Annotated in this window: 13 protein-coding genes and 1 pseudogene; 12 read left to right on the top strand and 2 right to left on the bottom strand. The window is 75.3% G+C overall.

Features of this window, described 5'->3' with window-relative positions; all coding sequences use genetic code 11:
* Window positions 1-97 precede the first annotated feature (97 nt).
* The 9 genes from ACIF8S_RS03605 (at window position 98) to ACIF8S_RS03565 (ending at window position 17,759) form a co-directional block, all read left to right on the top strand.
* Complete coding sequence (locus ACIF8S_RS03605) at window positions 98-3,631, top strand: FHA domain-containing protein (protein WP_399997090.1); 3,534 nt, start codon at window positions 98-100, stop codon at window positions 3,629-3,631.
* A 473-nt stretch (window positions 3,632-4,104) separates the two neighbouring features.
* Window positions 4,105-5,526: an ABC transporter substrate-binding protein gene (locus tag ACIF8S_RS03600; RefSeq protein WP_399997089.1), complete on the top strand. Its 1,422-nt coding sequence runs from the start codon at window positions 4,105-4,107 to the stop codon at window positions 5,524-5,526.
* A gap of 7 nt (window positions 5,527-5,533) precedes the next feature.
* The gene (locus tag ACIF8S_RS03595) at window positions 5,534-6,883 is read left to right on the top strand and encodes a carbohydrate ABC transporter permease (protein WP_399997088.1); all 1,350 of its coding nucleotides are present in this window, start codon (window positions 5,534-5,536) and stop codon (window positions 6,881-6,883) included.
* Window positions 6,880-7,794, top strand: coding sequence for a carbohydrate ABC transporter permease (locus tag ACIF8S_RS03590; protein ID WP_399997087.1), 915 nt, complete (start codon window positions 6,880-6,882; stop codon window positions 7,792-7,794). Before ACIF8S_RS03595 ends, ACIF8S_RS03590 begins: the two co-directional genes overlap by 4 nt.
* A gap of 147 nt (window positions 7,795-7,941) precedes the next feature.
* On the top strand, window positions 7,942-10,182 hold the full coding sequence (locus tag ACIF8S_RS03585) for a CDP-glycerol glycerophosphotransferase family protein (RefSeq protein ID WP_399997085.1): 2,241 nt from the start codon (window positions 7,942-7,944) through the stop codon (window positions 10,180-10,182).
* Window positions 10,183-10,352: 170 nt separating this feature from the next.
* Window positions 10,353-12,572: a CDP-glycerol glycerophosphotransferase family protein gene (locus tag ACIF8S_RS03580; RefSeq protein WP_399997083.1), complete on the top strand. Its 2,220-nt coding sequence runs from the start codon at window positions 10,353-10,355 to the stop codon at window positions 12,570-12,572.
* 1 nt (window position 12,573) lies between these two features.
* Complete coding sequence (locus ACIF8S_RS03575; RefSeq protein WP_399997082.1) at window positions 12,574-14,790, top strand: CDP-glycerol glycerophosphotransferase family protein; 2,217 nt, start codon at window positions 12,574-12,576, stop codon at window positions 14,788-14,790.
* Window positions 14,787-16,052 carry a hypothetical protein gene (locus tag ACIF8S_RS03570; protein ID WP_399997081.1) on the top strand — a complete coding sequence of 422 codons (1,266 nt, stop codon included), beginning with the start codon at window positions 14,787-14,789 and terminating at the stop codon, window positions 16,050-16,052. Before ACIF8S_RS03575 ends, ACIF8S_RS03570 begins: the two co-directional genes overlap by 4 nt.
* A gap of 96 nt (window positions 16,053-16,148) precedes the next feature.
* Complete coding sequence (locus ACIF8S_RS03565; protein WP_399997080.1) at window positions 16,149-17,759, top strand: hypothetical protein; 1,611 nt, start codon at window positions 16,149-16,151, stop codon at window positions 17,757-17,759.
* Here the strand turns inward: ACIF8S_RS03565 and ACIF8S_RS03560 are convergent.
* Window positions 17,708-18,121 carry an organic hydroperoxide resistance protein gene (locus tag ACIF8S_RS03560; protein WP_024885318.1) on the bottom strand — a complete coding sequence of 138 codons (414 nt, stop codon included), beginning with the start codon at window positions 18,119-18,121 and terminating at the stop codon, window positions 17,708-17,710. The two genes, ACIF8S_RS03565 and ACIF8S_RS03560, sit on opposite strands and share 52 nt — an antisense overlap.
* Before the next feature lie 127 nt (window positions 18,122-18,248).
* Between ACIF8S_RS03560 and ACIF8S_RS03555 the strand changes: the two genes are divergently transcribed.
* Together ACIF8S_RS03555 and ACIF8S_RS03550 are read left to right on the top strand one after the other, a co-directional pair.
* Window positions 18,249-18,743 (top strand): MarR family transcriptional regulator, encoded by a 495-nt coding sequence (locus ACIF8S_RS03555; RefSeq protein ID WP_024885317.1) that lies wholly within the window; start codon window positions 18,249-18,251, stop codon window positions 18,741-18,743.
* An 87-nt stretch (window positions 18,744-18,830) separates the two neighbouring features.
* Window positions 18,831-20,444: a glycosyltransferase family 2 protein gene (locus ACIF8S_RS03550; RefSeq protein WP_399997079.1), complete on the top strand. Its 1,614-nt coding sequence runs from the start codon at window positions 18,831-18,833 to the stop codon at window positions 20,442-20,444.
* Between the two features lie 190 nt (window positions 20,445-20,634).
* On the opposite strand, the gene ACIF8S_RS03545 is transcribed toward ACIF8S_RS03550, so the two are convergent.
* Entirely contained in the window at window positions 20,635-21,270 is a 636-nt protein-coding gene (locus ACIF8S_RS03545; RefSeq protein WP_399997077.1) for a TetR/AcrR family transcriptional regulator, read from the bottom strand.
* Between the two features lie 134 nt (window positions 21,271-21,404).
* Between ACIF8S_RS03545 and ACIF8S_RS03540 the strand changes: the two are divergent.
* Window positions 21,405-21,625, top strand: a pseudogene (locus tag ACIF8S_RS03540) (ABC transporter permease); the annotation flags it as partial.

Raw genomic sequence — 21,625 nt, 5'->3', positions numbered from 1 at the left:
GCGCGTGTGGCGGTGGGGGAAGTCCGCGGAGGGGGACCGCGGGGCGGCTTCGTCCCCCGTGTCGCGGGCGCCCGCGCAGAAGGGACCGCTGACGGCGATGCAGATCCGGCTGACCGTCGTAGACCCGCTGGGCCCCTCCTCCCCCGTCCGGGAGCGGGCCATGAGCTGCGACGTGCTGGTCACGGCGCCCGCGGGCACGGCACTCGCCGCGGTCGCCTCCGCGCTGGCCTCGGCGGTCTCCGGCGGCGACGGCACCTCCGGCTCGTCGGGCGCGCCCGTGTTCCACGCCGGTGACCAGCGCCTGGACGCCCAGCGCTGCACGCTGGGCGAGCCGCCGCTGATCGACGGCGCGGTGCTGGCGGTGGGCGCCCCGGGCGATCCCGAGCCGCATCCGGAGCTGGACACCACCCCGACCCGGCTGCATGTCGTCGCCGGCCCCGACGCGGGCGGGGTGCATCTGCTGCACGGCGGGGAGATCCGCATAGGCCGCTCGGCCGACGCCGACGTGCCGCTCGACGACCCGGACGTCTCCCGGCTGCACTGCGCGGTGACGGTCGGCGCGGACGGCCGCGTCGCGGTCGCCGACCTCGGCTCCACCAACGGCACGACCCTGGACGGCCGTCCCGTGGGCGCCCGCCCGGTGCGGCTCACCCCGGGCGCGCTGCTGCGCATCGGCGAGTCCGCGCTGCGGCTGACCCCGGCCGAGGGCCCGTCGGCGCGGACGGCCACCACGCCGGACGGCGAGGGGCACGTACGGGTGCCGGGGCCGCGCGCTGCGGACACGGAGAGGGACGCGGACGCCGGCGGGCGGACCGCGGCCGGGGGCGGCGCCGTGGAGACGCCGGGCGCCGGGGGCGGTACGGACGGCCTCCCGGGCGGCGCGCGCGAATCCCGGCCGCACGCCCGCACCCACCACGCCTACGGCTCGACGGACCTGGCCCCTCCCGCGCGCGCCGCCGGCCGGACCACCGCGGGACCCGGCCCCGTCCCGCTGGTGCCGGAGCAGGGCGGGCCGCCCGAGGCCGAGCGCCGTGGCGGCGCGGCGCCCGCGCGCACCGTGCGGATCGCGACGCACGGGGACGTGCCCCGGATGCCCAAGGGCCGGCGGGTGTCGCGGCCCGCCCCCGCCGACGAGACGCACGCCGGCCAGGGACACGCCTCCCCCCTGTACGCCGGCCCCGTGCACGACGCGGCCCGGGACGAGGCTCCCACCGCCCCTCCCGGCCCCCCGCCCGCGGGACCGACCGGCCGGACCACCGGCGACACCCGCGACGGGCGCTACGGTGACGGCACCACCGTCGGCCCCCACTCCGACGTCTCTCCCGACGGCCGCCCCGACCCCCACGACGGCGCCCTCGACGGCACCCGCAAGGGCACCCCCGTACGGGGCACCGACGTCCCCGAGCCGCCGCGTGCGCGCAGGCGGGGCGGGATCGGCGCCTGGGCGCGGCGGCTCGCCGGCGGACGGCAGGAGCGCGAGACCGACACGGCCCCCTACGACGCGTACGAGGAGGAGCCGGAGCACACCCCGGCCCCCCTCGCTCCCGTACGGCCCGAGACCTGGCCGGACCCGGCCACCCTGCTGCTGACCGCGCTCGGCCCCGGCCCCCGGCTGTGGGAGCGCGGACCGGGACACCCGGAGGCGCTGGCGGTGCGGCTCGGCACGGCGGACCGGCCCGCACCGGACGGCTCCGGTCTGCTGCCCGTCGTCCCCGTGACCGTGGGTCTGCGGGAGGTCGGCGCGCTGGGGCTGGCCGGCCCGCGCGAGCGCCTCGCCGGGCTGGCCCGCGCGGTGCTCGCCCAGCTCGCCGCGCTGCACTCCCCCGACCTCCTGGAGATCGTGCTGATCGCCGCGGACCCCGCCCGCCCGTCGGCGGAGCGCACCGCCGAGTGGTCCTGGCTCGGCTGGCTGCCGCATCTGCGGCCGGGGCACGGCCAGGACTGCCGGCTGCTCCTCGCCCACGACCGGGAGCAGGCCGCGGCCCGCACCGACGAGCTGCTGCGCCGTCTCGCCGACCACGACCTCACGGCCGCCCCTGCGGGCGCGGGCCCGTACACGGTGGTCGTCGTGGACGGCGACCCCGGCGGTGCCGACGTCCGGGCGGCCCTGGCGCGGCTGGCGGCGGACGGGCCGCGGGCCGGGATCCACCTGCTGTGTCTCGCCGAGACGCCCGCCGCCTCGCCCGCGTCCCCGGTGACGGAGACGTACGAGGCGGCCTGCGCGGTGGCGCCGGCGTTCCGGAACTGCGGGGCCGTCGCCCTGCTCAGCGGGGACGTGGCGACCGCGCTCAGGCTGCTGCGGGTGGCCCGGGCGGGCGACGGCACGGCGCCCGGACCGGTCGGGCACGGCACCCTCGCCACCGTCGACGCGGTCTCCGCGGCCTGGGCGGAGCGGTTCGCGCGGGCGCTGGCACCGCTGCGCACCGACGGGCCCGCGACCGGTTCGCACGCGCGCGTGTCGGCGCCGCTGCCCCCGTCGGCGCGGCTGCTGGACGAACTGGGCCTGGCCCGCGCCACCCCCGCCTCGCTGATGGCCCGCTGGGCGGACGCGGCCGACGACACCCGGGCACTCGGCGGGCGCGCCACCGCCATACTGGGCGCCGGACCGCGCGGCCCGGTCACCGCCGACCTCGCCGCCGACGGACCGCATCTGCTGATCGAGGGCCCGTCCGGCAGCGGCCGTACGGAGCTGCTGCGCGCGGTCGTCGCCTCGCTGGCCGCGGCCGAGCGTCCCGACCGGCTGGGCATCGTCCTGGTCGACGGCCGGAACGGCCCGGTGACCGGCACCGGGCACGGCGAGGGCCTGCGGGTGTGCACCGACGTGCCGCACGTCAGCACCCACCTGTGCGCGGACGACCCGGTGCGGATGCGGGAGTTCGCCCAGTCGCTGAGCGCGGAGCTGAAGCGGCGGGCGGAGCTGCTGGGCCGTTCCGACTTCGCCGAGTGGCACACCGGGCGCGCGCTGGCGGACCGGATGGTCGCCCAGCGCACCGCCGCCTCCCGCGCGGGTGCCGTCGCCGGGGCCGAGGGGAACGGCGACCTGGACAGCCCGCCCAGCGCCACCGTGCGGCTGCGGCCGGGCGCGGACCGCCGCAAGACGGAGGCGGCGCCCGCGCTGCCCCGGCTGGTGGTGGTCGTCGACGACCTCGACGCGCTGGTCTCCCCCGCGCTCGGCTCGCCGGGGCGGCCGGCCGCCGGGTCGGTGATGCGGGCGCTGGAGGCGGTGGCCCGGGACGGCGAACGGCTCGGGGTGCATCTGGTGGCGGCCACCGCGCCGTGTCCCCGGACCGCGCAGACCGAGCCGGTGAAGCAGGCCTCGCTGCGGGTGGCGCTGGACGCGCCGGTCGCCGGGCGCGGGCCGGACGATCCCGCGCCGGGGCGTGGCCGGCTGGTCCGTCCGGACGGGCGGGAGACGGCATTCCAGGGTGGCCGGGTGACCGGCCGCATCCCGCGCACGGCGACGCTGCGGCCGACGGTCGTGCCGCTGGAGTGGCACCGCATGGGCGACCCGCCGGCCCGCCGCCAGGTCCGCGAACTCGGCAACGGCCCCACGGACCTCGCGCTCCTCGCCAGCGCCCTGGACCGTGCGGCCCGCCAGGTCGCCTCCCCGCGGGTGCCGTCGCTCCTGTAGAACACCTGACCCCGCGCAAGCACCCCCCAGGGGCGCGAGGAACTGCGCGCCCAGCCACCAACCACCCGCACCCGGCACTCCAGAGGTGCCTGCCTGCCCGCAGCAGCGGGAACCCTTGCAGCGGCCGCGGCCGAAGCACCCCCCAGGGGCGCGGGGAACTGCGCGACCAGCCCCCGACCATCCGCACCCGGCACTGACAGGGTGCCGCCGCGCCCACCCTCCCGCAGCGCCGGAGGCCCTTGCAGCGACCATGGCGCAAACACCCCAGGGGCGCGGGGAACTGCGCACCCAGCCACCGACCACCCGCAGCCAGGGCGGCCGCGCACGTGACGCCTGGTCACGACGTGGTCACGATCGCCGAGTTGACACGGGACGCGCTCTTGCCACCCCCACGCCCCGGGCGTAGACCAGACCGCACGGGACAGCGCTCGAACGTTCGGCGGAGTACGACGGAGTACGAGAACGGGGCAGTGATGCGCAGGACGAGCAGGATCATCCGGATACGCAGGTCGCCCGACCACCACGTGACACCTCCCCCCACCCGACGGACCGTCAGGGCCGCCGCGGCCCTGGCCGCGGGCGTGCTGGCGGTCTCCCTCACCGCCTGCGGAGGCGACGACGAGGGCGGCGGCGGTGACGCCAAGGACAAGGGCTCCGGCGACACCGGAACCACCGTCACCCTGCCCAAGCTGGACGGCCAGACCCTCGAGGTCGCCGCCGTGTGGACCGGTGCGGAGCAGAAGAACTTCAAGCAGGTCCTCGCGGAGTTCGAGAAGCGCACCGGCGCCAAGGTGACCTTCGTCCCCGCCCAGGACCCGATCATCAACTTCCTCGGCTCGAAGATCGCGGGCGGCGCCCCGCCGGACGTGGCGATGCTGCCGCAGCCGGGCGCCATCAAGCAGGCGGTGGAGAAGAACTGGGCGAAGCCGCTCGGCCCGGAGGCCACGAAGGAGCTCACCAAGAACTACTCGCAGGGCTGGCAGGACATCGGCAAGGTCGACGGCAAGCAGTACGGCGTCTACTACAAGGCCGCCAACAAGTCGCTGATCTGGTACAACGCGCAGGTCTTCGAGAACGCGGGCGCGGCCGAGCCGAAGACCTGGGACGAGCTGCTGAACACCGCGCAGATGGTCTACGACTCGGGCGTCACCCCGTTCTCCGTCGGCGGGGCCGACGGCTGGACGCTCACCGACTGGTTCGAGAACATCTACCTCTCCCAGGCCGGGCCGGAGAAGTACGACCAGCTGGCCAAGCACGAGATCAAGTGGACGGACCCCTCTGTCAAGGAGGCCCTGACCACCCTCGCCCAGGTCTGGGGCAAGAAGGACTACCTCGCGGGCGGCCCGAACGGCGCCCTGCAGACTGAGTTCCCGGCGTCCGTGACGCAGACGTTCACCGGCGGCGACCAGCCGAAGGCCGGCATGGTCTACGAGGGCGACTTCGTGCAGGTCAACATCGGCGAGACCAAGGCGGAGGTGGGCACCGACGCGAAGGTGTTCCCGTTCCCCGCCGTCGGTGACGCCCCGCCGGTGGTGTCCGGCGGCGACGCGGCGGTGATCCTGGAGGACTCCGAGGCGGCGCAGGCGCTGGTGACGTTCCTCGCCTCTCCGGACGCGGCGAGCGTCCAGGCGAAGCTGGGCGGCTACCTCTCGCCGAACAGGAACGTGCCCAGCTCGGCGTACCCCAACGAGGTCCAGCAGAAGATGGCCAAGGCGCTCGTCGACGCCGGGGACGACTTCCGCTTCGACATGTCCGACCAGGCCCCGCAGGCCTTCGGCGGCACGCCCGGCAAGGGCGAGTGGAAGGCGCTGCAGGACTTCCTGAAGAACCCGGCGGACGTGGTCGGCACCCAGGCCCGGCTGGAGGCCGACGCGGCCGCGGCGTACGGGAACTGATCCGGCGATGACGACGGACACGGCGGCGGGGGCCCGGAAGACGGCCCCTGCCGCCCCCAGGTCGCGCAAGAGCGTCACCGGCACCCGCAAGGCCGTGGCGGCACTGTTCCTGCTGCCGGCCCTGGTGCTGCTCGGGGCGCTCGTGGTCTACCCGATCGGGTACTCGGTCGTGCGCAGCTTCTACGACCAGTCCGGTGACGGCTTCGCCGGATTCGACAACTACCAGGCGCTGTTCACCGACGACGGCATCCGCACCGCGCTGAAGAACAACATCATCTGGGTGGTGTTCGCGCCGACGGTGGCGACCGCGCTCGGCCTGGTCTTCGCGGTGCTCACCGAACGGGTGCGCTGGGGAACGGCGTTCAAGCTGGTCGTCTTCATGCCGATGGCGATCTCCATGCTGGCGGCCGGCATCATCTTCCGCCTGGTGTACGACCAGGACCCGGACAAGGGCGTGGCGAACGCCGTGTGGGTGGGGGTGCACGACACCTTCGCCCAGTCCTCGGCGTTCCCGAAGGCGCACCCGGGCCGCGAGTCGCCTCTGGAACCGGCAGGCGGGGGCGCGTTCGTCACCAAGGACACGGTGAGCGCGGGTGACACGGTCACGCTGCCGCTGGTGGGTGTCGCCCCGGACCTGATGCCGGACGGCGCGAAGCCCGCGGCGGCGCCGAAGCCGGAGGACGACCGGATCACCGGCAGCACCTGGCAGGACTTCACCCGCGGCAAGGGCGTCGGCACGCTGAACCAGGTGGACTCCGCCGAGCTGGGGTACGCCGGGATGCGGATCGAGGCCGTGAAGGACGGCTCGGTGGTGGAGACGGCCACGGCCGCCGGCGACGGCACCTTCTCGTTCTCGTCGAAGGCCGACGGGGCGCGTCTGCGGCTCCCGGCGGACAACTTCACCGAGCCGTACAACGGCCTGGACTGGCTGGGCCCGTCGCTGGTCACGCCGGCCATCATCGGCTCGTACATCTGGATGTGGGCGGGGTTCGCGATGGTGCTGATCGCGGCCGGTCTCGCGGGCATGCCCCGGGAGCTGCTGGAGGCCGCCCGGGTGGACGGCGCCAACGAGTGGCAGGTGTTCCGGCGGGTCACGGTGCCACTGCTGGCGCCGGTCCTCGCGGTGGTCACCGTCACCTTGATGATCAACGTGCTCAAGGTGTTCGACCTGGTCTTCATCATCGCGCCGGGCTCGTCCCAGGACGACGCCAACGTCCTCGCCCTGGAGCTGTACCGCAAGGGCTTCTCCGAGGACCAGCCGGGCATCGCGAGCGCCATCGCGGTGTTCCTGCTGCTGCTGGTGATCCCGGTGATGTGGTTCAACGTACGGCGGCTGAGGCGGGAGGTGCGGCGATGAGCGCGGACGCCGGAAGCGTCACGAAGGCGGGCGTGCCCCCCGCCGTACCCGTCGAGGCGCGGCAGTCCCTCGGGTCCCGGCTCGCGCGGTGGACGAGCGGCGGAGCGGTCCGCGTCTTCCTGATCGTCGTCGGGCTGTTCTGGCTGGTGCCGACGCTCGGGCTGCTGCTGGCCAGTCTGCGCACCCCCGAGGACATGGCCGCCGACGGCTGGTGGACGGTGTTCACCGAGCCGTCGCAGCTCACCTTCGGCGCCTACCGGACCCTGCTGGAGAACGACGACATCACCGGTTCGCTGCTGAACACGGCGTACATCACCGTCCCGGCGACCGTGCTGGTGGTGGTGATCGGCTCGCTCGCCGGGTACGCCTTCGCCTGGATGGACTTCCCGGGCCGCGACTGGTGGTTCCTCGCCGTGGTGGGGCTGCTGGTGGTGCCGGTACAGGTGGCGCTGATCCCGATCGCCGAACTCTTCGGCGGCCTGGGCATCTTCGGGTCGCTGACCGGTGTGGTGCTGTTCCACGTCGGCTTCGGCCTGCCGTTCGCGGTGTTCCTGCTGCGGAACTTCTTCGCGGAGATCCCCCGGGAGCTGCTGGAGGCGGCGCGGCTGGACGGTGCCGGCGAACTCCGGCTGTTCGTCCGGGTCGTGATGCCGCTGGCCGGGCCGGCGATCGCGGCGCTCGGCATCTTCCAGTTCCTGTGGGTGTGGAACGACATGCTGGTCGCGCTGATCTTCACGGACTCGGCCAACCAGCCGATCACGGTCGCCCTGCAGACGCAGGTACGGCAGTTCGGCAACAACATCGACGTGCTGGCACCCGGCGCGTTCATCTCGATGGTGGTCCCGCTGGTCGTGTTCTTCGCCTTCCAGCGGCAGTTCGTCTCCGGTGTGATGGCGGGCGCCGTCAAGTAGGCACACCTGGCGCCAGGTTGGGGGGCGGACCGGCAAAGGTCCGCCCCTTCGTGCTACCGGATTCCCCCGGATGCCGCAGGCGGCGTAACCAAGCCGGGCCAACGGGCGTTGCCGGGCAGAACGCCCGCACCGACCGTTGGATGCCCCTTGCCCAGGTTCAGTGTCATTGTCCCCGCGTACCAGGTTCAGGCGTATCTGCGCGAGTGCCTGGAGTCGGTGCTGACCCAGTCGTACCCGGATCTCGAACTGATCGCCGTGGACGACTGCTCGCCGGATGCCTGCGGAGCGGTGATCGACGAGTTCGCGGCCCGCGACCCACGGGTGCGCCCGGTGCACCTGCCGGCCAACACCGGCCTGGGCCCGGCCCGGAACGCGGGGGCGGCCCGCGCCACCGGGGACTACCTGGTGTTCCTGGACGGTGACGACACCCTCACCCCGGACGCGCTGCTGGCCGTCGCCGACCGGCTGAAGGAGACCGGCGACCCGGACGTCCTGGTCTACGACTACGCCCGCACCTACTGGACGGGCGAGACCGTGCGCAACCAGGTCGCCGCCGAGCTCACCGAGCACGGCCCGGCGCCGTTCACGCTCGCCGACCGGCCGGGGCTGCTGAACGTGCTGGCGGTGGCCTGGAACAAGGCCTACCGGCGGGAGTTCGTCGAGCGCGCCGGGTTGGTCTTCCCGCCGGGCTACTACGAGGACACCCCGTGGACCTACCCGGTGCTGATGACGGCGGAGACGGTCGCCACCCTCGACCGGGTGTGCGTCCACTACCGGCAGCGGCGGACCGGCGGCATCCTGCACACCACCAGCGAGCGCCACTTCGAGGTCTTCGACCAGTACGACCGGGTCTTCGCGTACCTCGACGAGCACCCCGCCCTGGAGCGCTGGCGGCCGGTGCTGTTCCGCCGCATGGTCGACCACCTGCTGACGGTGTACACGCGCCCGGACCGGCTGCCCCGCGGCTCACGCGCCGCCTTCCTGCGGCGGGCCCGCGACCAGTACCGGCGCCACCGGACGCCCGGCGCGTCCGTCCCCGCGCGGGCCCGGGTGCGGCACGCGCTGGTCCGCTTCGGCCTGCACCGCACCTACCGCGCCCTGCGGCTGGCCGCGGCCCTCGGCCGCCGGGCGCGCCGGCTGTCCCGCCGGTCGCTGCGCGCCCTGCGCGCCGCCCTGCTGCGGACGCACTACCGCGTCCAGCGGCTGCTGCCGCTGGACACCGGGCGGGTGCTGTTCACGGTCCGCGAGGACGGCCCCTACGGCGGTGACCCGGCCGCCCTGGAGTCCGCGGTGCGCGACCACGCGCCGCATGTCCGCACCGCCTGGGTCACCCGCCCCGCGCTCCACCACACCCTGCCCACCGCCACCCGCCGGATCGTGCCGGGCACGGCGGCGCATCTCACCGCGCTCGCCCGCAGCGCCTGCCTGGTGACCGACCGCGAGGTGGTGCCCGGGCTGGTCAAGCGCCGGGGGCAGGTCCTGGTGCACACGCCGCCCGGCACCCCGCTGGCGCACGCGGGCATCGACCTCCAGGAGCGCCCGGCGGCGGCCCGGGACACGGACTTCGCCCGGCTGCTCAGGGGCGTCGACCAGTGGGACCACGTGGTCTCCGGCGACCGGCACTCCACGCTGACCTGGGAGCGGGTGTACCCGGGTCGCTACACCACCCTGGAGTACGGCAGGCCGCGCACCGACCGGTTCCACACGGCGACCTCGGCGGACGTGGCCGTGCTGCGGGAGTGCCTGGGCGTGCCCGCGGGCACGGTGGCGGTCCTGTACGCGCCCGCTCCCCGCGACTACCGCCGCACCCCGTTCCCGCTGCTCGACCTGGAGCGGGTGGCCCGGCGGCTCGGTCCGCGCTTCGTGATCCTGTCCCGCGCGGTCCGGCCGCACGACGGGCCGCTGGAGGCCGCCTCCGACCGGGTGGTGGACGTCTCCGCGCACCCCGACGTGACGACGCTGTGCCTGGCCTCGGACGCCCTGGTCACCGACTTTTCCCCGCTGATGTGCGACTACGCGGGCCTGGACCGGCCGATCGTGCTGCACGCCGGGGACCGCGAGGCGTACGCGGCGGCCCGCGGCCTCTACGTCGATCCGTGGACGTTCCCGCCGGGCCCGGTGGCCGGCAGTGAGGACGAGCTGATCGAGATCTTCGCCGGCGGCCGCTGGTGCGGGGCCCGTTCGACGGGGCAGCGGGCGGCGTTCCGGGACCGTTTCTGCCCGCACGACGACGGGCGCGCAGCCGAGCGGGTCGTACGCCGGGTGCTGTGCGGGGAGACGGAGACGGCACCCCCCGTCCCGCCGGAGCGGCGGCGCCCGGTGCCGTCGGCCGCGGCCGCGCTGGAGGCCGCCGCGGTGTCGCTGCCGCCGCAGCCGGCCGTCTTCTGACCGTCACCGACCCCGCCGACCGTCGTTGCCCCACTGGGAGTACCCATGCCCCCCGGCTCGTCGCGGCCCGCCCCGGCCCGGCCGCCCGCCCGGCGGCCGACGGGGCGGCCCGGGCGGCGGCCCGCCCGCTGAGCGGCCGCCGTCACGCCCCCGTCAACGGAAAGAGCAGAATGCCCCGCTTCAGCATCATCGTCCCGACCCACGGGGTCGCAGGCCGGCTGGGCCAGGCGCTGGACTCGGTCCTCGCCCAGTCGTTCGGAGACTTCGAGCTGATCCCGGTCTGCGACACGGCCGGGTCCCCGGCGGCCGACGTCGCCGCCGGGCACGCGGAGCGCGACTCCCGGGTGGCGCCCGTGCACGCGCCGCCGTCCGAGGGGCTGGCGGGGGCGCGCAACGCGGGCGTGCGGGCGGCGACCGGGACGTATCTGCTGTTCCTCGACGGTGACGACCTGCTGCTGCCGGGCGCCCTGGCGGCCCTGGACGCCCTGCTGGCGGACACCGGCCCGGTGGACGTGCTGCCCTTCGCGTACGAGCGGGTGCCCTGGTGGGAGGGGGAGCCGGCCTTTCCGGCGGCGCCCCTGCTGGCCGGCGCCCCGGACGGCGCCTTCGCCCCGTCCCGCGCCCCGCACCTCACCGGGGTGCGGCTGCCCGCCTGGAGCACGGCCTGGCGCCGGGCCTTCGTCACCGAACACGAACTGTCCTTCCCGCCCGGGTACTTCACCGACGTCGGCTGGGGCGGGCGGGCGATGCTGCACGCGAAGCGCCTCGCGGTGCTGCGCCGGGTGCTGGTGCGGCACCGGGCGCGCCGCCAGGGCGACCGGCTGCGGCTGCCGGGGCCGCACCACGCCGACCTGCTGGACCAGGCCGAGCGGGTGCTGAACGTGGCCGCCGCGCTGGCCCTGCCGGCCGAGCGGTCGGCGCCGCTGTTCGAGCAGCTCTTCGCCGCCGTGCTGAAGACCGCCGCGCATCCCCGGCGGCTGCCCGCGGGACGGCGGGCGTTCTTCCACCGCGCGAGCGCCCTCTACCGCCGCCACCGCCCCGCGGGCTACCGGCCGCCCGGCGGCAGTCTGGGCGTGCAGCACCGGCTGCTGGCGGCCGGGTCCTACGAGGCGTTCGCCGCGCTGCGCGACACCCGGCGCGCGGCCGCCCGGGCGGCCGCGGCGCTGCCCCGCCCCCGCGGCCTGCGCACCCGGCTGCACTACAACCTGCACCTGCGCCGCCCCCTCGACCCGGACCTCGCCGTCTACTGCGCGTACTGGGGCCGGGGTTACGCCTGCAACCCGGCCGCGATCCACGCCAAGGCGCGGGAACTCGCCCCGCACCTGCGCGGCGTGTTCCTGGTGGAGGCCGACCAGGCGCACACCGTGCCCGAGGGCGTGGAGTACGCGGTCCTCGGCAGCCACCGCGCCTGGGAGCTCCTGGCCCGCGCCACGTACCTGGTCAACAACGCCAACTTCGCGGAGGGCGTGGTCAAACGCCCCGGGAGCGTGCACCTGCAGACGCAGCACGGCACCCCGCTGAAGACCATGGGCGTGGACCAGTCGACGTACCCGGTGGTGGCGGCCGCCACCGGCAGCTTCACCAAGCTGCTCGGCCGGGTGGACCGCTGGGACTACAACCTCTCCTCCAACCCGCACTCCACCCGCGTGTGGGAGCGCGCCTTCCCCGGCTCGTACGAGCACCTGGAGTACGGCTACCCGCGCAACGACGTGTACGTGACGGCCGGCGCCGACGACGTGGCCCGGATCCGCGCCGAGCTGGGCGTCCCGGAGGGCGCGCGAGCCGTGCTGTACGCGCCCACCCACCGCGACCACCACACCGGTTTCGAGTCCGGCCTCGACCTGGAGGCGTTCTGCGAGGCGGCCGGCGAGGACGTGGTGGTGCTGCTGCGCGCGCACTACTTCTACGACCGGGGCGGGCCCGGGACCGGCGGCCGGTCCGGCCGGGTCAGCCGCGTCATCGATGTGTCCGGCCACCGTTCCTCGGAGGACGTGTGCCTCGCCGCGGACGCCCTGATCACCGACTACTCGTCGATCATGTTCGACTACGCCAACCTGGACCGCCCGATCGTCGTCCACGCCGACGACTGGGACGTGTACCGGGAGACGCGGGGCGTCTGCTTCGACCTGACGGCCGCTCCGCCGGGCCCGGTCACCCGGACGCCGGAGGAGCTGGCCCGGGTGTTCCGCGACGGCACGTACGCGGACGCGGAGTCGGCGGCGCTGCGGGCGGCGTTCCGGGAGCGCTTCTGCCCCTTCGACGACGGGCGGGCCGCCGAGCGGGTCGTGCGCCGGGTGCTGCTCGGTGAGCCGCCCGAGGCCCTGCCGCCCGTGATCCCGCTCGCGGAGCGCGTCCCCGCCCCCGCGGCCGCCACCCTGGTGAGGAGCTGACGTGCCCCGCTTCAGCGTCATCGTCCCCGTGTACAAGGTGCAGGCGTATCTGCACGCCTGTCTCGACTCGGTGCTCGGGCAGTCGTACCGCGACATCGAGGTGATCGCCGTCGACGACCGCTCCCCGGACGGCTGCGGGGAGATCCTCGACGCGTACGCGGCCCGCGACGAACGCCTCCAGGTGCTGCACCTGCCGGAGAACGTGGGCCTCGGCCGGGCCCGCAACGCGGCGATGCCGCACGCCACGGGCGACTACCTGTTCTTCCTGGACAGCGACGACACCCTCACCCCGGGCTCGCTGCGCGCCCTTGCGGACCGGCTCGACGAGACCGGCGACCCGGACGTGCTGGTCTTCGACTACGCCCGCACCTACTGGTGGGGCGGCACCCGCCGCAACGTCCTGTCCCATGTGCTGACCGAGGCCGCCGGGAGCACCTTCACGGCGGCCGAGCGGCCCGGGATCCTCGAACTGCTGATGGTGGTGTGGAACAAGGTCTACCGCCGTGACTTCGTGGAGCGGGAGGGCTTCTCCTTCCCGCCCGGCTACTACGAGGACACGCCCTGGACCTTCCCGGTGCTGCTCAGCGCGGAGCGCATCGCCACCCTGGACCGGATCTGCCTGTACTACCGGCAGCGCCGCCAGGGGAACATCCTGTCCACCACCAGCCGTAAGCACTTCGACGTGCACGAGCAGTACGCGCGGGTGTTCCGCTTCGTCGACGCCCGCCCGGCGCTGGCGCACTGGCGGCCGTTCCTGCACGCCAAGATGGGCGAGCACTGCCTCGACATCCTGTCCAAGCCGGACCGGCTGCCGCCGTCGGACCGGGCGGAGTTCTTCCGCCGCACCGCCGAGATGTTCCACACGCACCGGCCGCCCGGCGTCCGGATCCCCGCCGAACTGCGGGCGCTGGAGGGCGGTTACGCCGGCTACGTGCTGCGGCGGCGCGCCCAACGGGCCGGCCGGGACCTGGCCCGCCGGGCCGGGCAGGCGCGGGTGGCGACGGCGGTGCGCGCCGTGCGCGCCCGGTCGCTGCTGCGCCGTCCGCTGGATCCGGACCTCGCCGTGTACTCCGCGTTCTCGCACCGCGGGATGTACGGCGACCCGGCGGCCGTCTACCGGGCGGCGCGCGAACTCGCCCCGCACGTCCGGGGCGTGTGGGTGGTCGCGGACGAGGAGCGGGCCGCGGCCCTGCCGCCGGACACCCCGTACGTGCTGCTCGACTCGCCCGGCTACCGTCGGGTGACGGAGCGGGCCACCTACTTCGTCAACAACGTCAACTGGCCCTATACGCTCGCCAAACGCCCGGGAAGCGTGCACGTCCACACCCACCAGGGCACCCCGCTCAAGTACATGGGCGCCGATCTGCTGGGCAAGCCCGGCGCCCGGCTGCACTTCGACGTGCCGCGGATGCTGCGCCGGGCCGACCGCTGGGACTACAGCCTGGTCGCCAACCGCCACTCCGAGCGGGTGTGGGAGGGGGCCTTCCCCTGCCACTTCACGTCGCTGCGGTCGGGGTCCCCGCGCAACGACGTGCTGGTGCGGGGGGACGAGGAGCGGGCCCGCGCGACGCGGGAACGGCTGGGCGTCCCCGACGGCCACACGGTGGTGCTGTACGCGCCGACCCGCCGGGACTACCGCAGGGACGGCCTGGTGGAGCGGATCGACCTGGCCCGCTTCGCCGCCGACCTGGGCGAGGGCCGCACCCTCGTGGTCCGGCTGCACCCCTCGCTCGCCGACGGGCCGGCCCGCGGGCTGGGTCTCGCGGACCTGCACCGGCGGGGCGTGCTGGTGGACGCCACGGACGAGCCGGAGGTGCAGGACGTGCTGCTCGCGGCCGACGTCCTGGTCACCGACTACTCGGCCGTGATGGTCGACTACGCCCTGCTCGACCGGCCGATCGTGATCCACGCCGACGACTGGGACGCCTTCCGCGCGAGCCGGGGCGCGTACGTCGACGTCACGGCCGAGGCGCCCGGCCATGTGACGCGTTCCTACCGGGAGCTGGCGTGGCTGTTCGCGTCCGGGACCTGGGCGGACGCGGAGTCGGCGCGGCTGCGGGCGGCGTTCCGGGAGCGGTTCTGCGAGTTCGACGACGGCGGGGCCGCCGAGCGGGTGGTGCGCACGCTGATGCTGGGCGAGCCGATGCCCGACCCGCCGGCCGGTCCTGGCCTGCTGCCCGCCCAGGCCGGCGGCCGCGACCTGCTGACGCCGTCGTGAGGCCGCGCACCTGGGTGCTGCTGCTGGCGGCGCTGTTCGCACTGCTGCAACTGGCCAACGTGGAGGGCCGCGACACCCCCGACAGCAAGAACTACGTGTCGTACGCGCTGAGTCTGGGCGGCGCGGACAAGCGGGAGGCGGCGGAGGCCACCATCGACCACTACTGCGCGGGCCGGGCGGCGATGGCCCACCGCGCGCAGAACGTGGACGTGGTGCGCTTCCACGCCCCGGACCCCGCGCCCCGGGTCCTTCAGGAGTGCCGGGAGCAGGAGTGGCGGCAGGTGCAGGCGCGCCTGGCGGCCGGGGACACCGCGGGGCACACGGTGCCGTTCATGCCGGAGCGGTTCATGCGGATCTTCGAGGTGCGGCCCGGCTACCCGGTGTTCCTGCTGCCGTTCGTCACCCTGCTCGGGGTGACCTGGGGGGTGTGGGCCGCGGGCGTGGTGATCACCTGCGCGGGCGGGGTGCTCGCGTACCTGGTGCTGCGCGCCCTCGCGGTCCCGGTGCCGCTAGCGCTCACCGGACAGGCGCTGTTCCTCGTCCTGCCGTGCGGGACGACGGCGATGCGCCCGATGACCGAGGGGCTGCTGCTGGCCCTCACCCTGGCCGCGCTGTGGGGCTGCGCCCTGGTGCTGGGCGGGACCCGGCCGCGGGCGGGGCTGTCGCTGGTGGCCGGCGCGCTGCTGGCGCTGTTCACCGTGAAGCACTCCCAGGCGCTGTTCCTCGGGCTGTGCCTGGCGGCCGCGGGCGCGGCGGTCGCCGTACGGCGCCGGTGGCGGGGCCTGCCGTCGGGGCGCGGCCCCGTGGCGCTCGCCGCGGTGGGGTGCGCGGGGATGCTCGGCACGCTGCTGGTGTCCCGGCTGCTGGACTACCCGTCGACGTCGGAGAGCGTGCAGGACCTGCTCACCGACCACTTCGCCCGCCCCGACCGGGAGCGGCCGTGGGCGGAGTTCTTCCAGCTCCAGGGGAACTTCTGGATGGAATGGGCGCGGCGGCAGATGTGGGAGCCGCTGTTCGTGGCGGCGCTGGCGGCGGGCGCGCTGGGCGCGCTGCGGCGGCCGGCGTTCGGCGTCTTCCTGGCCGGGGCGGCCTGCACGGGTCTGCTCAACCAGGCGGGGCATCCGGACATCAACATCTGGGGCGACCGGCTGATCACCCTGGCCTGGCTGCTGCCGGTGCTGGGAGTGCCGCTGCTGCTGGAGCCGGTGCTGCGGCGGGCGGTGGTGCCCGCGCGGGGTGCGGCCGTGGAACCCGTGGGCTGACCGGGGGTCACTCGAAGAGGTGAGGGAGGGTCAATCCCGCGCGCGAGCCGGGAACATTGGGCAAATGCCTCGAATGCCCCTTTCCCCTCTCGTCCGGTGAGCGCCGGCGTCCTCGTCCGGCGCCGCACGGTGGACGGCGCCACGGCGCTGCGCGGCGGCGGGTCCTGGCGCCCCACGCCGTACCAGTGCGCCGGCTTCCTGTTCTTCCTGGTGATGTCCCTGGCGTTCTGGCGGGTGCCGCTGTGCTGCGACGCCGGTCAGCACGCGGCGGTGGTGGAGCGCCTGAAGGACGATCTGCTGCGGCCCCGGCACCCGATGGCGGACCTGCCCGGCCGGGGCAGCCCGTACTACTCGCCGTACGCGGTGGCGCAGGGCGTGCTGGCCCGGCTGACCGGGCTGGGCGGCTGGGAGGTGCTGCGGCTCACCGGGCCGCTGAACCTGCTGGTGCTGCTCACCGGGCTGGGCCGCTTCGTGCGCGTGCTCACCCCGCGCCCCTGGGCGCCGGTGCTGGCACTGGCCGCGATGACCCTGCTGTGGGGGGTGGAGCGGGCCTGGTGGAGCGGCTACCTGAACCTGATGTCGATGACGGGCAACCTGCCCTACCCGTCGGCGTTCGCGATCGGGCTGGCCTTCTGGGCCTGGGCGCTGACGGGCGCGCGGGCCCGGGACGCGGGCACCGTGCGGTACGTGGGGCCGGGCGGGCTGCGCCCGTTGTCCGGCTACGCGGGCCTCGGGCTGCTGTACGGGCTGATCCTGCTGGTGCACCCGATCACGGCGGTCGCGGCGGCGCTGGGGGCGCTGGCCCTGGTCGCCGGGTGGCAGCGGCGCTGGTCGCCGGCGCTGGCCGGGCGCTGGGCGCTGACGGGCGCTGTGGCGCTGCTGGTGGCGGTGTGCTGGCCGTACTTCGACGTTTTCGCGCTGGCCGGGGACACCAGCGTGGACGCGATGCACCGGCGGCTGTACCTGGACCTGGCGGGCCAGTTCGGGCTGGCGCTGCTCGGCCTGCCGGCCCTGTGGCTGCGGGCCCGGCGTTCACGGCGCGACCCTCTGGTGCTGATGTTCGCGCTGGACTGCCTGGTGGTGGCGTACGGCTGGGTGAGCGGCCACTACACCTACGGCCGGGCCCTCGGGCTGACCCTGGTGCCCCTGCAGTTCGCGCTGGCGGTGGAGCTGGCGGCGCCCCGCCCGTGGCCGGTGTGGCGCCGGCTGCTGGGCGGGGCCGCGGCGGCGGGGGCTCTCGCGGGGCTCCTGACCGTGCACGCCGGGGCGCTGCTGCCGCCGTCGGCCGGCTTCCGGCAGCCTCCGGACTGGCCCCCGTACGACTGGGCCGCGCGGCACATCGCCCCGGGCGAGGTGGTGATCACCGACGGCTACTACGCCGTCCACGCGATCGCCGGGTACGGGCCGAACCTCGCCGCACCCGCCTGGCCGGACGCCTCGCTGGACGAACGGGAGCGGCTGCGGCGGGTGGCCGACGTGCGGGCCTACCTGGCCCCCGCCTCGACCCGCGCCGTGCGGGACACGGTGGTCCGCCGGTACCGGGTGCGCTGGCTGCTGCTGACGCCCCGGCAGCGGGTGCCCGAGGAGGCGGTGGTGGTGGCCTGGAGCCGGCGGACCGGCGAGGTGCTGGCGCGGGTCGGGAGCGGGCGGGGGGACTACTCGATGACGAGCTCGACCGGGATGTTGCCGCGGGTGGCGTTGGAGTAGGGGCAGACCTGGTGGGCCTGCTCGACCAGCTTGCGGCCGGTCTCCTCGTCGAGGCCGTCGGGCAGCTCGACGCGGAGCGTCACGGCGAGCGCGAAGCCCTCGCCCTGCTTGCCGATGCCGACCTCGGCGGTCACCGCGGCCTCGCTGACGTCCACCTTCGCGGCGCGGCCGACGGCGCCCAGGGCGCTGCCGAAGCAGGCCGCGTACCCGGCGGCGAACAGCTGCTCGGGGTTGGTGCCCTTGCCGTCGCCGCCCAGCTCCGCGGGGGCGCTCAGCCCGAGGTCCAGCTTGCCGTCGGAGGTGACGGCGCGGCCCTCGCGACCGTGGGTGGCGGTGGCGACTGCGGTGTAGAGCGCGTCCATGGGGACACCTTTCCTTTCGGCGGGTGACCGGCCGGTTCCCCTGGGGACCCGGCCTCCGTGGACTCAAGTAGAGCACACAATTCAGTTGGGCACAACCAAATGGCTCGCCCGGCGTTACCCTGGACGCATGACAGCCACACCCAGCCCCCCGGCCGCGACGGACGCGCCGGCCGTCACGGACGACTGGCTCCGCCTCGACCAGCAGATCTGTTTCAGCCTCAACGCCGCCGCGCGCGCCTTCAACGGCGTCTACCGGGTGGTGCTCAAGGACCTCGGCATCACCTATCCGCAGTACCTGGTCATGCTGGTGCTGTGGGAGCACGGCACCCTGCCCGTGAAGGCGCTCGGCGAACGCCTTCGCCTGGACTCCGGCACGCTGTCCCCGCTGCTCAAGCGGCTGGAGACGGCCGGTCTCGTGCACCGGGAGCGCAGCGCGCGCGACGAGCGGTCGGTCGAGGTCCGGCTCACCGACGAGGGTGTCGCGCTGCGCCGGCGGGCCGTGGAGGTGCCGCGCCGGATCTCCGCCGCCACCGGACTGCGGGCCGAGGAGATGCGTTCCCTGAGCACCACCCTCGCGCAGCTGACCGCCGCGCTGGACAAGGCCGCCGCCGAAGGGGCCTGACGCCCGCGGGGACGCCCACGGGGTGCGGACCGGCGCGGCGCGGGTGACGTTGTACGGGACCTCCCCGCAGCACGCCCCGAGGAAGCCATGCACCCCGACCCCGCACCGGCCGGCGCCGTCTCCGTCGTCGTCATAGGCCACGACGACTCCGCCCACGTGGCCGACGCGGTGCGGTCCGCGCTCGGCCAGGGACCCGCCGTGCGCGAGGTCGTCGCCGTGGACGACTGCTCCACGGACGGCAGCGCGGGCCTGCTGGAGCGGCTGGCCGCCGGCGAGCCCCGGCTGCGGGTGATCCGGCTGCCCGTCAACAGCGGCGGCTGCGGCACCCCGCGCAACACCGGCCTGGACGCGGTGCGCACGCCGTACGTGATGTTCCTGGACAGCGACGACGTCCTGCCGCCCGGCGCGGTGGAGGCGCTGCTCGCCGCCGCGACGCGGGCGGACGCGCAGGTCACGGGCGGTCTGTGCGTGCGCCGCGAGCTGCCCTCGGGTCGCGAGGTGCCGTGGGAGCCCGCCCTGTACGCCTCCCCCGCCGTCCTCGCCCACCCCGCCGACCGCCCCCGCCTGGTCCGCGACACCCTGAGCGTCGACAAGCTGTACGCCACGGCCTTCCTGCGCGAGAACGGCATCCGGTTCCCGGACGGCCGCTTCCCCTACGAGGACTTCGTGTTCACCGCCCGGGTGTGGGCCGCCGGACCGCGCGTCGCCCTGGTCCCCGACCGGGTGTACGTCTGGCACGTGCGCCGGTCCGCACCCCGGCTGTCGATCTCGCTGGACCGGGCGGACGCCGCCAACTGGCGCGCCCGCACGCACGCCTGCCGGACGGCCCACGCGATCCTGCTCGACGCCGGGGAGAAGCGGCTGGCGCGCGCCGCCCGGGCCAAGTTCCTCGACCACGACCTGCGGATGTACGCGCGCGAGCTGCCGCTGCGGGACGAGGCCTACCGGCGGGAGTGGTGGGCGCACACCCGCGACCACCTCGCCGGGTACGACGCCGCCGACCTGGCCCGCGACCCGGTCTCCCCCGGCACGCTGATCGCCCGGGTGCTGCTGGCCTCGCCCGCCCCGCGCGACCTGCCCCGGCTGCGGGAGCTCGCCGCCCGCCCGGCCCGGCTGTGCCCGCCGTACGCCCGCGCGCGGGACGGCACACCGTGCTGGTCGGCGGACCTGCCCGGGGTCAGCCTGGAGTCCCTCCCCGCCCGCCCCACCCGGCTGCTCCCGCTCGCCGTCGACGCGGAGCTGCGCCCGCGCACCCGCCTGCTGCGGCTGCGCCTGCACGAGCTGTACGGCGCGGTGGCGCGGGCCGGTCCGGTGGAGGTGGAGGTCGAATGGCGCCACCGGGACCGGCCCGGCACGGCGCTGCGCCGCACCCTGCCGCTGCGGCCGTCCTCCGACACCCTGTGGACCGCCCTCGTCCCCGTCCCCTTCGACCGGCTGGCCGCCCTGGCCACCGGCGCCTGGGACCTGCGACTGCGGCTGCGCTTCCGCAACGGCGCGGTCCGGACCGTCTCGGCCCACGCGCTCACCGGCCCCGGCCTGCTGCGCCCCGGCGCCGTGCCGAGCCGCCGGTACGGGGTGGTCCTGATCCGCCCCTACGCCACGCACGCGGGCGCACTGTCCCTGCGGGTGACGGCCGGCGCCCAGGCCACCACCCAAGTCCTGCGCGGCCGCCTGCGCCGCCTGCTACCGGGCACGGGGTGAGGACCGAGGGCCGACGGGCCTAGCAGGGGTCCGGGTCCGGCGGACCGGAAATCCGGGCCGTGTCGGCGGGCCCGAAACCCGGACCGGGTCCTGGGGCGTGGAGACCAGGCCAGGACCGGCGGATCAGAAGTCCGTGTCAGTGGCCCGTACGGCGGGCGGGGGCAGAGGGCCACGAGGACCCGGGCCCGGGTCAGAGGGCCTTGAGGGCCTGGGCCGTGGCGCGGGCCAGGGCGGGCAGGTAGCCCTTGGGCAGCTTCGGGTTACGGATGACCACCGAGCGCCAGTAGAGCGGCCCGGAGACCAGGTCGAGGGCCAGGCCGTGGTCGGCGTCCGCGCGCATCTCTCCCCGGTCCTGCGCCGCGGTGACGATGCCCTTGGCCACCCCGTCCTGACCCTCGCGCAGAGCCTTCTGCACGGCCTCGGCGATGTCGGGGTTGCGGGCGGCCTCGGCCTGGAGGTCGGGGAGGATCTGCGAGGCGACGGGGTGGCGCAGGGCCCGGGAGGTGACCTCGTACAGCAGGCGCAGGTCGTCCTCCAGGGAGCCGGTGTCCGGCACCGGCAGGCCCTGCACGGCGAGCGCGGACACCAGGTCGAGGACCACGTGCAGCTTGGAGCGCCAGCGGCGGTACACGGCGGTCTTGCCGACGCCCGCGCGGCGCGCGATGCCCTCGATCGACATCCGGGCGTAGCCGACGGCGGCGAGCTCCTCGAAGACGGCCGCACGGATGGCCTCCGTGACGTCCTCGCGCAGGACGGCGGCCCCGGCGGGGGCCCGGCGGCGCGGACGGGGCTCGGGCTCGTCTGCGTTCGTCATGCGGTCCAGCATAGGCCGCCCCCGTATCGACGAAACGGTTGCGTTCCGACGCGTATTCGACCTACGCTCACGACACGACGATACGGTTCCGTTCCGACGTCGGACCCGTTGCCCACCACACCCCCCTTCTAGCGAAAGCAGCGGATGTGAGTCAGGCCCTCCACACACCGCCCGCCGCGCAGGCGAGCCCGGCACCGGGCGAGGAAGACCTCGCGGCCCTCGCCGCCCGCCACGGCCTCACGGTCAGCGGTGCCCGCCCGCCTCTCGGCGCATATGTCCGTCAGCTGTGGGGCAGGCGGCACTTCATCCTGGCCTTCTCGCAGGCCAAGCTCACCGCCCAGTACAGCAGGGCCAAGCTGGGCCAGCT

This window comes from Streptomyces sp. NPDC085937 (assembly GCF_044540535.1).
In the GTDB taxonomy this organism is placed as follows: domain Bacteria; phylum Actinomycetota; class Actinomycetes; order Streptomycetales; family Streptomycetaceae; genus Streptomyces.
This window is presented reverse-complemented; position numbering and strand designations above follow the sequence as displayed.